The 14,428-nt window shown below is 46.3% G+C and carries 11 protein-coding genes and 1 tRNA gene; 2 read left to right on the top strand and 10 right to left on the bottom strand.

Annotation, left to right across the window (positions count from 1 at the left end; genetic code table 11):
• Positions 1-2: 2 nt before the first annotated feature.
• Positions 3-1,547: a DHA2 family efflux MFS transporter permease subunit gene (locus HVMH_RS10070; RefSeq protein ID WP_051623124.1), complete on the top strand. Its 1,545-nt coding sequence runs from the start codon at positions 3-5 to the stop codon at positions 1,545-1,547.
• A gap of 127 nt (positions 1,548-1,674) precedes the next feature.
• Positions 1,675-1,751 (top strand) — tRNA-Arg (locus tag HVMH_RS10065).
• Positions 1,752-1,780: 29 nt separating this feature from the next.
• On the opposite strand, the gene HVMH_RS10060 is transcribed toward HVMH_RS10065, so the two are convergent.
• The 10 genes from HVMH_RS10060 to HVMH_RS10015 all read right to left on the bottom strand — a co-directional run bounded on the left by HVMH_RS10060 (position 1,781) and on the right by HVMH_RS10015 (position 14,417).
• Entirely contained in the window at positions 1,781-4,498 is a 2,718-nt protein-coding gene (locus tag HVMH_RS10060; protein WP_051623125.1) for an EAL domain-containing protein, read from the bottom strand.
• Positions 4,499-4,725: 227 nt separating this feature from the next.
• Positions 4,726-6,366, bottom strand: a complete 1,641-nt coding sequence (ubiB, locus tag HVMH_RS10055; protein ID WP_029912528.1) for a ubiquinone biosynthesis regulatory protein kinase UbiB — start codon at positions 6,364-6,366, stop codon at positions 4,726-4,728.
• Positions 6,367-6,375: 9 nt separating this feature from the next.
• Positions 6,376-7,029 (bottom strand): ubiquinone biosynthesis accessory factor UbiJ, encoded by a 654-nt coding sequence (locus tag HVMH_RS10050; protein ID WP_029912531.1) that lies wholly within the window; start codon positions 7,027-7,029, stop codon positions 6,376-6,378.
• A gap of 13 nt (positions 7,030-7,042) precedes the next feature.
• Complete coding sequence (gene ubiE, locus HVMH_RS10045; protein WP_029912534.1) at positions 7,043-7,810, bottom strand: bifunctional demethylmenaquinone methyltransferase/2-methoxy-6-polyprenyl-1,4-benzoquinol methylase UbiE; 768 nt, start codon at positions 7,808-7,810, stop codon at positions 7,043-7,045.
• A 21-nt stretch (positions 7,811-7,831) separates the two neighbouring features.
• Positions 7,832-8,212, bottom strand: coding sequence for a gamma-butyrobetaine hydroxylase-like domain-containing protein (locus tag HVMH_RS10040; protein ID WP_029912537.1), 381 nt, complete (start codon positions 8,210-8,212; stop codon positions 7,832-7,834).
• 40 nt (positions 8,213-8,252) lie between these two features.
• Positions 8,253-9,575, bottom strand: a complete 1,323-nt coding sequence (gene hslU / locus HVMH_RS10035) for an ATP-dependent protease ATPase subunit HslU (RefSeq protein WP_029912540.1) — start codon at positions 9,573-9,575, stop codon at positions 8,253-8,255.
• Between the two features lie 135 nt (positions 9,576-9,710).
• Positions 9,711-10,931, bottom strand: coding sequence for an ABC transporter permease (locus HVMH_RS10030; protein ID WP_029912542.1), 1,221 nt, complete (start codon positions 10,929-10,931; stop codon positions 9,711-9,713).
• Positions 10,928-11,668: an ABC transporter ATP-binding protein gene (locus HVMH_RS10025; RefSeq protein ID WP_051623126.1), complete on the bottom strand. Its 741-nt coding sequence runs from the start codon at positions 11,666-11,668 to the stop codon at positions 10,928-10,930. The genes HVMH_RS10030 and HVMH_RS10025 overlap by 4 nt, the downstream gene beginning before the upstream one ends.
• On the bottom strand, positions 11,665-12,966 hold the full coding sequence (locus HVMH_RS10020) for an efflux RND transporter periplasmic adaptor subunit (protein WP_035629068.1): 1,302 nt from the start codon (positions 12,964-12,966) through the stop codon (positions 11,665-11,667). Before HVMH_RS10020 ends, HVMH_RS10025 begins: the two co-directional genes overlap by 4 nt.
• Positions 12,963-14,417, bottom strand: a complete 1,455-nt coding sequence (locus HVMH_RS10015; RefSeq protein ID WP_051623127.1) for an efflux transporter outer membrane subunit — start codon at positions 14,415-14,417, stop codon at positions 12,963-12,965. The genes HVMH_RS10020 and HVMH_RS10015 overlap by 4 nt, the downstream gene beginning before the upstream one ends.
• Between the last annotated feature and the right edge of the window lie 11 nt (positions 14,418-14,428).

Here is a 14,428-nt window from a genome sequence, read left to right as displayed (position 1 = left end):
TTATGAGCAATGCACAGGCTCAAGTCATAGTAGGGGGCGTTGCCAAGCCCGGCGTATCGAAAGGTCTGATTTCGATTACGGTTATGTTGACGACCATTATGGTCATCTTGGATATGACCATCGTCAACGTCACTCTGCCCGATATGATGGGGGCGCTGGGCGCCACCTCCGAACAAATCACTTGGGTACTGACGAGCTATATCGTTATTGAAGCCATTATGATTCCTGTCACTGGGTTTTTCGTCAGGATGTTTGGGCGAAAGCGACTGATGCTGATCAGTATTGTTGGATTCCTGGTGACTTCAGCCTTGTGTGGGCAGGCCGACAGCTTGGCGGAAATGGTCGTGTTCCGATTGCTTCAAGGCTTTTTCGGTGCACCTGTTGTGCCCATGTCTCAATCCATTATGGTCGATACTTTTCCCAAGAAAGAGCGCGGTAAAGCGATGGCTCTCTGGGGAGTAGGGATTATGATCGCGCCAGTCCTTGGCCCGACACTCGGTGGCTTTATTACCGAACACCTGAATTGGCGCTGGGTGTTCTATATGAACCTTCCTGTCGGAATCATTAATGTAATCATGGTGTGGGTGCTGCTTGAGTTCGAACCTGCACATAAAGTGACGGCAGATTGGTTTGGGGCGTTTTTCATGGCGTTGGGAATTGGTTCATTCCAGTTGATGTTGGACAGAGGTAACCAGGAAAACTGGTTTGATTCTTCATTTATTCTTTTGCTGTCAGTCATCAGTTTTCTAGCGATAATCGCCTTTATTTTGCGCTCCTGGGGGCGAGAGAATAGTATCGTCAACTTGGCACTTCTCAAAGACCGGAATCTGGCCACATCCTGTTTTATGATGTTTACCTTCGGTTTGGGATTGTTCGGTACCATTGCCCTGCAACCGCTGATGTTAGAGAACTTATTCGGCTACAACGCACAAACCGCAGGGTTGGTAATGGCGCCGAGAGGCATTGCCTCGGCAGTGGGGATGTTTGCTATTTCGCGTTTTATTCACAAAGTAGATTTGCGCTTGATTATTTTGGCGGGTTTTCTATTTGCCTCCAGCGGTACCTATTTGTTCACCACGGTCAGTTTGAATGCGGCGGAAATTGATTTCATTATTCCGAGTATTGTCCAAGGCTTGGGAATGGGGATGATTTTTGTCCCCTTATCGACACTTGCCTATGAAACGCTACCCAAAGCGGAGACCAGTCAGGCAGCGGGCATCTACAATCTCTCAAGAACACTGGGGAGCTCGGTGGGAATTTCGATTGTGATTACGGTTTTGAACCATGCCGACAGAATGAGTCAACAGGGGTTAAGCGCGCATATCGTACCGGAAAATCCAGAGGTAAGTCGTTGGTTAGCGCTGCAAGGTATGAGCTTATCCAACCTGCAACCGGCAGTACAAAAATTGGCGGATGAATTAAATCGTCAAGCGTTGATGGTCGCCTTTATGGATACTTTTTGGGTGGTGATGATGAGCTTTGTGGTATTGATGCCACTCTTGCTTATCATTCGTCGTAGCAAAGAGGGTGTTCAGTCTAATGGTTAATCAACGTTCAGAAGTTTAGGTTTTAACTGTTTAGCAAGGTTAAGGTTTAAAAGTAATTATGATGGTGGCTAGGGATTCATTTCCAATCCTGGACCTGAATCTTTTATAATAGCTTCGCTTTTACTAAGCGCCCATAGCTCAGCTGGATAGAGCGTTCCCCTCCGGAGGGAAAGGCCGGGAGTTCGAATCTTCTTGGGCGCGCCATTTTCCGCCTAGAATGCCTTTCGGCTTTACTATGCTTTTGGCTCCGCTTCAGGCTTGCCTAAAAGATATCCTTGAGAATAGTCAATTCCCAGTTCTTTGACCGCTTGATAAACCTCCTCGGAATGCACGAATTCTGCAATGGTTTTAATACCATTCTTCTTGGCAAAGCTGACGATGCTTTCAACAATGGCATGTGCTTTTTGGTCTTGAGGAAGATTTTTAATCAGACTGCCGTCAATCTTGATGTAGTCCGGATGCAAGTTTAATAGAAATTCAAAGTTCGAATATCCTGTCCCGAAATCGTCAACAGCCACTTGGCACCCATAAGTACGCATAGTGTTGATGAAGCTTTCAACCATATCAAAGCTTTGGATACTTTCCGACTCGACAATCTCTAAAACCAAACGCGATCCAAATTGTGGTTCCATTTCCAGTTTTTCAATTAAAAACTCCAGAATCTCCGGTGTGTGAATGTCTTCCATACTGAGGTTGATGCTGAAATCTCCTTGATATCTCGCCAAGGTAGCAAATACGTGCTGAATCATGATTTGGGTGGTAGCGGTATACAGTCGCGCCCTTTTGGCGATATCTAGGAACATGAATGGCCCAATGAGCTCTCCTTCGGGTGTTTTGAACCGTACCAAAGATTCATGCTTGTCGATTTGTCCCGTTTTGTTATTGACGATGGGTTGGTAGAACGATTTGATTCGGTTATCCAAGATAGCGGTTTTCAGCTTTTTAACCCATTCAATATTGTTTTGCTGTTCTTGCAGTTGTTTGTGATTCTCTTCAAATATCACCATGGTTTTGTTGCGTCTTTTAGCATTCTTGTGTGCTAGTGCAGCTTCAAACAGCAGGTCTTCATGTTTCTGAGCCACACCGATTGTTAGGTCAATAATGATTTTATGGTCATCAACTGAAATCATTTGGTTATTTGTACCGTACTGCATGACTTTGACGCGGTCTATGAAATCATCAAGTGACTGCTCTTTGGAAAAGCTGACCAGTGCGAACTCATCCCCTTGAAGCCTGTAGACGCTACAGGAACTGTTTTTCACTTGATCGAACAGATATTTTGAAAAAGAGGTGAGTATTCTGTCGCCGATTTCATAACCGTAGAAGTCGTTTAATTCTTTAAAAGCCCGGATATCAAAAATCGCCATGAACTTAGGGTCATCTTTTTTGATGTCATCCAGTAACTTAAAACGGTTATCGAGTTGTGTCAGGGTATCGCTTAGAAGAGATTTCCGTAATTGTCGTTGGCTGTTCACCAATTCGGACACGTCATAGCGCAAAGCGATGTATTCACTGATTTCACCATCTTGAGTCAGGATAGGAACGATCGTGGTGTTTGCATAAAATACACTGCCGTCTTTTCTTTTGTTTTTCAGGAGGCCATGCCATATATGACCTGTAGTGATGATTTGCCACATTTGTCGGAATGTACTTTTAGGTGTGGAAGGTTCTCTTAAAATGCTGTGAGGTTGGCCAATGAGTTCTTCGGACGAGTAGCCTGTCGCTTTACAGAGTTCATCATTTACAAAAGTGATGTTTCCTTCGAGATCCCCTTTGGATACGATGCTTCCTGCATAGACTGCCTTCAAGTATTCATCTTGTACCTTTTGGGACTCGCCGACTTTTTTAAACAAATAGAGGATATGTTTTGCAGATTTATTGAACGCTCGGGCAATGCCGCCTAATTCATCTCGCCGCATCAATAGGTTTTCATTAGCAGAGGTGGTAGGAAGGTGTCGTCCGATATTTTTGGAAAAGCTTTTGACGTCTTCTGAAAGTTCCATGATAGGTGCGATAACATTGCGTTTAATCATCCAAGTCAGTGATAGCAGGATGAGCAAATCAATGAGTGCCATAAAAAGAATTTGAATAATCATAGAACGGCGAGTTTCACCAACAATGGCGGTGATGTGCGACATTTTGTCGCCAACCATGAGGCAGCCGATGACATTGTTATCCAAGTTCTTAATCGGAATAGAGGTTAGGAAAAGGTTGTTGCGAATCATCATCCCGGTTTTTCGGATATCAATGGATTGGAATCCTTTTAGTGCCTTGAGAAGTTCTGGTTCAACCGCAGATTCGTCCATGGCGAGATACCGGTCGCCAATTGCTTTTGAGTGGTGGAAGCGTTTGAAGCTTTTACTGTCCGATGGTGCTGCCAAAACAACAAAATCCAAGCCATAGTCTTGCTGTAGTGAGCGACCGATATTTTCATAGCCGGTTGCAAACTCTATCGAACCTAAATATTTTCCATTGCTCAAAACAGGCGAGATTCCCCTTAGTAGAAGACCTGCTCGGCCAATCTCGCTTACGACGAATGGTTGTTGGTTTTGTTTAACATAGATTAAAGAATCCCTAAAACCACTGAGGTCATCGCCATAATCGTTAGGACGCCAACTGCGAATAAAACTTTTTAAGTTAGCAGTGTGGACATGAATACGGATATTTTTAAACGAGGAATAGTCGCCTAGGCTACTGGAAATGTGTTGAAGCAACTTCAGCGCATCATCTCGTTGGCCGGTTTCTAATGCATGAATGATGATTGGGTTTTGAGAGAGGGAGATGGCATTTGTTAGCGCAACGGATGCTTTGCTTTCGTATGCTCGCTTTAAATAATTTTGGTAGGTCTTACGGATTTCCTGGTATTTAATATCGGTAATATTGGTTAGGGTATAGAACGAGTTGATAATAATGACCAACAAACCAATAAAAATCGTTAGCAAAACGGGCATATAAATCTTGTTTGCTAAACGAGATCGTACAATTTTGGGCAGCAATGTCTGTATCCTCTGTCAAAAAGGTTCAAAATCCGTGAACCATCAGCTTAATTAAGTGCAATTATTTAAGCTCTAAGCATTTCCTGTTGCTTTTTTGTATTGGTGAATATTTTCACTCTTATAAGACAATCCTACTACGAGTTCTTTGGGTTTTCTACCCTGTAGGGAGCAGTGCGTGGATGTTATTTTTTTATAATAAGATAAACCCCAGTTAGGGCAATAATGGCTCTAAACCAGTCTTCGTGTAAAAACGAAGGGAGATCTAAGGTAGGGATAAAAGCTGCTGCGCCAACCAACAATAATCCTATCCAGCGGCGGTGCTCTGCTTTGCGCTGTTTTTCCATTTGTTGTTGTACTTTTTCAAGCTTTTCGGCGGTTTGCTGGAAGTCGGCGTGAGCAAGCTTACTTAAGCTGGCATGCAGTAACCCAGGAAGGGTCGGTGCTTGCTCAATCCAGTAAGGAAGATTGGCTTTGGTGTTTTTGATAAGGCTTTTGAGGCCAACGCGCTCTTGCATCCAGTCTTCCAAGAAAGGTTTAGCGGTGTCCCACAAATCCAGTTCATCATCTAATTGACGACCAAGACCTTCGATATTCAATAGTGTCTTTTGTAGCAATACCAACTGTGGCTGAACTTCCATGCCGAAGCGTCGAGCGGTTTGGAATAGACGCATCAAGAACAAACCGAATGAAATTTCTTTCAAAGGTCTGTCCCAAATCGGTTCGCAGACTGAGCGAATGGCGGACTCAAGTTCATTGACACGAGTATCTCTCGGCACCCATTCAGACTCAATGTGCAGTTCGGAAACGCGAAGGTAATCGCGATTGAAAAATGCCAGGAAGTTCTCGGCTAGATAACGCTGGTCTTCGGGGGTGAGTGTGCCCATGATACCGAAGTCGATAGCCGCATAACGGCCGTCCGGTAACACGAAGATGTTCCCAGGATGCATATCCGCATGGAAGAAGTTGTGTTTGAAAACCTGGGTGAAGAAAATGGTGACGCCTTTTGCGGACAAGTCGGTTAAGTCGACACCTGCTTCAATTAATTTGTCGGTATCGGAAATGCGGATACCGTAGATACGTTCCATGGTCATGACATGATCGTTAGTATGTGACCAGTAGATTTCCGGAACATAAAGTAATTCGGAGTTCTCGAAGTTGCGGCGCAATTGTGCAGCATTTGATGCTTCACGCATCATATCGAGTTCATCAAGTAATGTTTTTTCAAACTCGGCAACCACTTCCGTTGGGTGTAGGCGACGCGATTCCTTAATGGCAGCTTCCAGTAGTTGTGCTAAGGAACGCAAAATCGAGACATCCTGTTCGATAACCGGTTTGATATCAGGGCGTACGACCTTAACAACCACTTCAGTACCATCCATTAACGTGGCGGCATGCACTTGAGCAATAGAGGCGGATGCCATCGGCACTGGGTCAAAGCTTGCATAGGCTTCCGAAATAGAGCGTTTTAACCCTTTTTCGATGATTTCAATAGAGTGTTGTTCATCAAAAGGAGGACAGTCATCTTGTAGTTTTCGCAACTCGACGGAAATATCTTCCGGTAACAGATCCTTACGCGTGGAAAGGGCTTGCCCGAATTTGATGAAAATTGGCCCTAATTCTTCCAAGGCGAGGCGAATGCGTTCGCCTCTGGAGACTTTGGAACGTGAGCGCCAGTTCCAAGGAAGGATGCCGTTGATGAGCGTGAACCATTCGTATTTCGTGTTGGCAAACAGTAAATGATCTATACGGTAATAGGTTAAGACGCGATTGATTTTAATCAGTCTTTTGAACTGCTTGAAAGGTGTTTTGATAAAAGAAAGCATACGAAAAGTTTATTTTGGGGTTGAGTGGGTTAGCGCATCGACTCGTGCGGCCAGGGCATCAACTTCATCGGCAAGATCTTCCACTTCTTGATTGAAGTGAGCTACCTGTAGTTTGGTCGGCAGAAGGTTGATTTCAAATTGTAGGTATTCTTTCAGCGTGACGCCGGCTTTCTGCTTTGCCGCTTTGAAGTTTTGCTTGGTGCTGCGTGCGGTTTGGCTGATATTGAAAGCAATGAAGTCTCCGGTGAAATGGGAAAGTTGCTCTTCCCAGTCAATGTCGATTGTATAAAGAGCAGCTAGGAAAGCGGAGCCAAGAGGGCTTTCGGTTTCAGTGTTGCGGCGTAGCCAGTCGGTCAAGGTTGTTTTGATATGCGTATCAGCACTGCCCATCAAATGAGCCTGCACGGTGAAGTGCCCCAACCTGGTAGATTTTTCATTTTTGGCGGCATCCAGCTGGTAAATGATAAAGAAGGTTAACTTCAAGTCGGTAAAAGTTAGTTGGATAACTTTTTCATCCAGCATTTGAAAGCCGATGCCCTGCATTTCATCCATGGCTACCGATTGATTCAAGATGGTTTCAAAAATTTTGGCAAGTGTGGTTGATGTCCATTGCTGCGTGGTATCGATACCTTGAGTATTGTCCTGCAGATTTTCCGTGCTCATGTGTGTGACCTCTTCAATATTTCCAGCCGCGATGGAGTGCGACAATACCTTCACTCATGTTCAAGTATTCAGCTTTATCGAAGCCGGCATCCAGCATCATTTGTTTTAAGGTTTCCTGATCCGGGTGCATGCGAATGGACTCGGCAAGATATTGGTAACTGGCTTCATCCTTGGCGATCCATTTGCCCATTTTTGGCAGAATGTTGAAGGAATAGAAGTCGTAAGCTTTTGCCATCATCGGTTGTGTGACTTTAGAAAACTCCAACACCATCATTTGTCCGCCGGGCTTTAGCACGCGGTAGATCTCAGCGAGAGCTTTATCTTTGTTGGTGACGTTACGTAGGCCAAAAGCCATAGTGACAAGGTCGAATGTGTTGTCTGGAAAAGTCAAGGATTCAGCATTGGTGATGGCATATTCGACATTGCCGATAATGCCTTCGTTGGTTAGGCGATCACGACCGACACGAACCATGTTTTCGTTGATATCTGCCAGGACAACTTTGCCGGTTTTGCCGACACGTTTTGCGAAGGCTTTGGTGAGGTCACCTGTGCCGCCAGCCAAGTCTAAAACGGTTTGGCCTGGGCGGATGCCACTCAGTTCAATTGTATGTTTTTTCCACAGGCGATGGATGCCGAAAGACATGACATCGTTCATCAAATCATAGTTCTCAGCAACAGAGTCGAACACGCCTTTGACGTGTTTGACCTTTTCCTCAAGAGGCACTTTGCTGAAGCCGAAATCAATGGTGCGTTCCGATTGAGAGCTGTTTGTGTTGTTCATAAGTTTTGCCTCTAAGTGTTTTTAAAGCAAGTCCGCAACATGGGTTTCCATGTCAGGATGCTTATGTCCGTCGGCAAGCAGTTTTTGTAAATAAGCCTGCCAATAACTATTGTGGTTTTTGCCCAGGTCGTAAAGGGTTTCCCAACTGTAGATACCAGTGTCGTGCCCATCGTCAAAATGAAGTTTGACGGCATAATTGCCCACAGGCGTAATGGCGTCGATATTGACGTTTTGCTTGCCGACTTGCAAGACTTCTTGCCCTGGACCATGTCCTGTCACTTCCGCCGACTGCGAATAGACTCGTAAGTATTCACATGGAAGTTCAAACGTCTCGCCTGTGTTGAAGGTGATAACCAACTTGTGAGATTTTTGCTGTAGTTTGATTTCTGTCGGCTGATGCATCGGCGCTACTGATTTCTATTGTGTCGTAATATCGGACATTCTATAGGATATATTGCGACAAGTCTTGGTCTTGTGCCAAGTCGCCCAAACGTGCTTCAACAAAATCTCGGTCAACCATAATTTGCTGACCACTGTTGTCTGGTGCATTAAAGGAAACTTCTTCCAACAAATGCTCCATGACGGTGTGTAAACGACGCGCCCCGATGTTTTCCGTGGTTTCATTCACTTGGAAAGCGATTTCCGCCAAACGTTGAATGCCAGATTCGGAAAACTCGACGTTTACGCCTTCGGTTTCCAGTAAAGCGATCGCCTGTTTTGTAAGTGCTGCTTTTGGTTCCGTCAGGATGCGGACAAAGTCTTCAACCTTCAAAGATTTTAATTCAACACGAATAGGCAAGCGCCCTTGTAGTTCAGGAATCAAATCAGATGGCTTTGATAAATGGAATGCACCGGATGCAATGAAAAGAATATGATCTGTTTTCACCATGCCGTATTTTGTAGAAACGGTTGACCCCTCAATCAAAGGTAGCAGGTCTCTTTGAACCCCTTCGCGAGAGACATCACCCCCCGAGCCACTTTCATGGCGCTTGGCAACTTTATCGATTTCGTCGATGAATACGATTCCTTGTTGTTCAACACTTTCGACCGCTTTGGTCTTAATGTCTTCCAAGTCAATCAGGTGAGAAGCGGCTTCTTCGGTAAGGATGCGCATGGCTTGTTTAATTGGGAGTTTGCGCTTTTGCTTCTTACCTCGGTTCATGCCTTCGAGCATGTCCTGAAGTTGACTGGTCATTTCTTCCATACCCGGCGCGCCCATGATTTCTACATGAGGAGAACGCGCTTCCAGGTCGATTTCTATTTCTTTGTCATTCAGCTCGCCTTCGCGCAAACGCTTGCGGAATTTTTGACGGGTTTCCGCCATGTTGTCATAGCTTTCAGATTCGTGTCCGCGAGCAGGCGGCAATAAGGTATCCAGAATTTGGTTCTCGGCAATATCTGCGGCTTGGCTTTGCACGCGAACCATTTCCTGTTCGCGAACCATTTTGACCGCGCTTTCCACCAAGTCTTTGATGATGGAATCCACTTCACGACCAACATAACCGACTTCCGTGTATTTGGTTGCTTCGACCTTGATAAAAGGGGCATTAGCCAGTTTCGCAAGGCGACGCGCGATTTCGGTTTTACCAACACCGGTCGGTCCAATCATCAGGATGTTTTTCGGTGTTACTTCCTGACGAAGTTCTTCCGACAGCTGCGAGCGCCGCCAACGATTACGCAATGCGATTGCGACGGATTTCTTGGCATCATTCTGTCCGATAATGTGGTGATCTAACTCATGGACGATTTCTTTTGGGGTCATCATTTTGCTTGAAGCTTCCTTCATTCATTATCTCGTGGTTGATTTATGCTAGGCCATCGTTGGCAACTGACATTTGTAGACTTGGCGTTATTATAAAGGAAATTAACGGCAAACGGACAGTTGCTGTGATGGTCGAATTTATTCGTGACGTAGCGCATCGATTGGGTTCAGTCTTGCTGCATTTCTTGCCGGAAAATAACCGAAAACCACTCCCACCATTGCGGAAAACGCAAAGGCGATACCCATCATGTCGAAATCGAGTATGTAGGGCACCGACATGACATGACTTAGTCCGGCGGATGCGAGAATGGCGAGGATGATGCCGATAATACCCCCCAGCGAGGAGAGCACTACGGCTTCGACCAAAAACTGCAACAACACCTCTCTTTCCAGTGCGCCGATTGCCATACGAATGCCGATTTCCCGAGTACGTTCCGTCACCGAGACGAGCATGATGTTCATGATGCCGATTCCACCCACAACCAAGCTAACAGCAGCTACTGCACCCAACAGCATGGTCATGACTTTGGTACTGCCGGTCAAGGCCTTGGTGATTTCACGGGTATCGAGTACTGAGAAGTCGTTCTTTTCACGATCACTTAGATGACGCCGATCTCTCAGCAGGAGCGTGATTGCACGATTGACCACATCGGTATCAATATTTGGTTTGACCGAGATGCGAATCATTTTGACATCCTGGTCGCCGACCAAACGTCGTTGCACGGTTTTGATGGGCATGATAATCGTGTCGTCCTGATCGTTCCCCATCATGGATTGACCTTTGGAATCAAGCACGCCGATGATATGGCAGGAAAAGGTTTTTAAACGGATATTCTGACCCACAACCGAGTCGGGTGAACGAAGCTCAGGAAACAATTGTTTGATAATGGTTTGTCCAATAATACAGCTAGTTTTGCCGGCTTTGAGTTCTGCGTTGGAGAAAAAACGACCGTCTGACAGTGTCCAGTTACCGGTGGTGAAGTAGTCGTTGTCACTGCCTACGACCGTTGTCGTCCAGTTATTGTTGCCGAAAACGGCGGTGACACTGGTGGTGGCTGTTGGCGCGACGGCGATAATAGAACTGACGTCTTGTTTGATGGCTTTGACGTCATCCATTGTGAAGGCTTTGGCATTGGAGTTGCCTCGTCCCGGACCAAAGTGTTGTCCGGGTCTGACCATTAATAGGTTGCTTCCCAAGGTAGAAATTTCCTTAGCGATTTTTGCTGTGGCGCCGTTCCCGACCGTCACCATTGTTACTACGGCAGCGACGCCGATAATAATACCGAGCATGGTGAGAATAGAACGCATCAGGTTACGGCGGATTTCGCGTATGGCAAGTAAAAAGGCATTCCAAATCATACAGCACGCTCCGTTTGAGGTGTGTCTGTTTCGACCATGCCGTCCACGAAATGAATCAGTCGAGAAGCGTAGGAAGCCATTTCAGATTCGTGCGTTACCATGATAACGGTGATGCCCAATTCCTGATTTAGTTGAGTGAGAAGCTCCATAATCTCTTTACTGCGTTGGGTGTCTAGATTCCCTGTAGGTTCATCAGCCAATAGAACTTTGGGGTGAGTGACCAACGCACGGGCGATGGCAACACGTTGTTGTTGTCCACCTGATAACTCACTTGGTGCGTGATTTTCCCAGCCATCAAGGCCAACCAATGCCAGTGCTTTACGAGCTTCTTCGTGGCGTTCTGCTGTTTTCATGCCTCGATAAAGTAATGGCAACTCGACATTCTCTATCGCAGAAGTTCTTGCCAGCAGGTTGAAGCCTTGAAATACAAAACCCAGGTAATGGCGGCGTAAAATAGCACGTTGGTCATGCGTTAAGGTTTCAACGGCCACGCCTTGAAAGTAATAGTGACCATCACTGGGTGTGTCCAGACAGCCGAGCGTGTTCATGACAGTGGACTTGCCCGAACCACTGGGTCCCATGATGGCAACAAACTCACCTGCGGAAATCTGGAAATTCACGCCTTTCAATGCTGTGAAGGCGGAAGCTCCTTGTCCGTAGGTTTTGGTGATGTTTTCAAAGACGATTAGAGGGGCTTCTTTGCCGGAAGTCTGCTCTAAAGGTTTGGCTGCGGTCATTTCAAGCGTACCTCTGCTCCGATGATGACTTTGTCGCCGGGTTTTACATCCCCTTCAAGGACTTCAACGCGATTGCCGTTGGACTCGCCAGGTTTGATCAAAATCGGTTCAGGCTGTTTGTTGACCAGTTTCCAAACGCGCGCATAGCCTTTTTTCACTTTCTCGGCTTTGATATTGAGGCTGTGTCTGATGCGACCTGGACCCGGCATTAAAGAGTCCATGATACTGGTTGATTTGGTCTGTGTTGCATCGCCCAATATTTCAGGTGTGAAGCGAGTGGCGGCAACAGGAATCGTCAGGACATCACGTTTTTCCTTCACCAGGATTTCAGCGGTGGCAGTCATGCCAGGGCGTAGTTTTAAGTCTGGATTGTTGACTTCCAATAGCGTGGTGTAGGTAACAACCCCATCAGTAGTTTGTGCACCGTAACGCACTTGTTTGATGACAGCGGGGAACAAACGGTTTGGATAAGCATCAACGGTGAAGGTTGCTTTTTGGCCTGCTTTTACCTGTCCAACATCGGCTTCATCGACATCAACCTGTAGTTCCATATTTGTCAAATCTTGTGCCAACGTAAACAAGACAGGAGCTGACATGGCAGCGGCAACGGTTTGCCCTGGTTCAATGGATCGAACCAATACCACGCCATCAATTGGTGAAATGATTTTCGTCTTGGATAAGTCGGTGAGGTTTTGGTCTAGATTTGCCTGAGCCTGTTCGACTTTTGCGATAGCTGTGTTTTTAGCAGCCATCGCACGTTTTTCAGCAGCTTCGGCGGAAATAAAATCCGCTTGAGAAGGTAGTTTGCCGTTTGTCAGTTTGCGGACATGTTCCAAGCGTTTAAGTTGCGCATCCGATTCTTCGAGCGTTGCTTGTGCTTCGATGACACCGGCTTTAGCAACAGCCAAAGCAGCTTTGGTTTGCAGGACTTGTGCATTGATTTTGTCGGTATTCAATTGTGCCAGTAGTTGACCTTTTTTCACTTGATCGTTGTAGTCGACAAACACCTTGTCGATGGTGCCGGAAAGTTCACTTCCCACATCCACTTCATTGGTCGGTTGCAGGGTTCCAGTTGCTGAGACGGTTGCCAGAATGTCGCCTTTTTTCACTTCATCAGTTTTGAAAGCTGGTGCGTTGACTTGTGCCGGAACCCACCAACGCCAACCCAGAAAGAGGATGCCCGCCAGTAATAAAACAGGAATCAACACCTTGAGGTAACGGTGGTGTTTTTTATCACCTTGTTTGAGGAGTTGTTCAAACTCAGTTTGAGAGGTAGATGAATTGCTGTCTTGGCTCATGACGATGTTCCAGTTGATGAGGTCTGTAGCGACGAGGTGTCTGCATCCTTGACCGTTTTGTTCTGTGTTGTTTGTTGAATTGCCCAATTGCCGGAAATAGCCTTGGACAATGTAATCAGTTTTGCCAACTCAGTCGCTTTGGCTTGGATGCTTTGCTGCTTAAGCGTTAGTTGTGTGCGCTGTGCATTCAAGACATCGGTGAAACTGGTTTGGCCTGCTTGATATTGCATTAAAGCAAGTTTCTCTTCATTTCTTGAAGCATCTAGTGCTCGATTGAGTGCAGCGTAACTTTCGCGACTGTTATAAAGCCCGGCAAGCGCATTTTCTGTTTCCTGTAGGGCGCTCAACACCGTTTTCTTGTAGCTGTACATGGCTTGTTTTTCCTGTTCGGTTTGGATGTCCACTTGCGCATCCAATGCACCGCCGTCAAACAGAGTATGACTGACAGCGGCACTTAGAGTGGTGATCAGAGCGTCAGTATCCAACAGTTTTCCTAAGGTTGCTGAGGTGAGTCCTAGGGAGCCGCCTAAAGTAAAGGATGGCCAGCGGTTAGATTTTGCCGAGTCTGTTTTAGACATGGCTACCAATACATTTTGTTCGGCAGCTCTGACATCAGGACGCTGTCTTAATACTTCTGTTGGAATCGGTAAAAACACCGTTTTCGGAGAGTTGGGCAGATCGGCGATTTTGATCAGGCTCGGCGGTAGATTTTCCGGCGTGCGTCCCAACAAAATTGCCAATTGGTTTTGGGTTTCGAGTATGTTTTGCTTCAGTGTCGGCACGGAGGCAGCTGTTTGTTCGTAGCTGCGTTTTGCTTGCTCGACATCCAGCTCGGTGACCATGCCTGCCTGATGTTGCCATTGTGTCAATTGCAGGGTTTCCAACCAGCTTTTTAGGGAGGCTTGCGTCACATTTAATTGTGCCTGATAGCCACGTAGAGCGACGTAATTGGTCGCGACTTCTGCGCTTAGGCTAACCAAAACGTCTGCATAGCTGGCTTCGGCAGCTTTGACTTTTGCTTCGGCAGCGGCAAGTGCATGCTGTTGTGTGCCGAAAACGTCGGGTTCCCAACTGGCATCGAGTACTGCAGAGTAGGTATCTGTTGTGGCATCGGTACTTTTTAGATAAGTGCTTTTCGCGCTACCGCCGATGGTGACTTTTGGCAATAATCCCGCTTTGGCCTGTACTCGGTAAGCTCTGGACTCACGGATGACGGATTCCGCCGATAGTACATCCGGGTTGGCTTTAATCGCTTCGCTGATTAGCTGGTTAAGATCATCGTCATGCAGTTCTTGCCACCAGGGCGTAGCTTGCTTCTGGCTTTGCATTTTCGCGACTTGCTGAGCCCACTGTTTGGGAAAAGTTTGCTTGGGAAAAGAACGCGTTTCTATCGTAGAACAAGCCGTAAGAGCAGGAATTGCTATGACAAAAACCAGCCAAAAATACCTCATAAGCTCTCCGT

Source organism: Hydrogenovibrio marinus (genome assembly GCF_013340845.1).
GTDB lineage: Bacteria > Pseudomonadota > Gammaproteobacteria > Thiomicrospirales > Thiomicrospiraceae > Hydrogenovibrio > Hydrogenovibrio marinus.
Note: the sequence above shows the minus strand (reverse complement) of the source record. Positions and strands in the feature narration are given on the sequence as shown.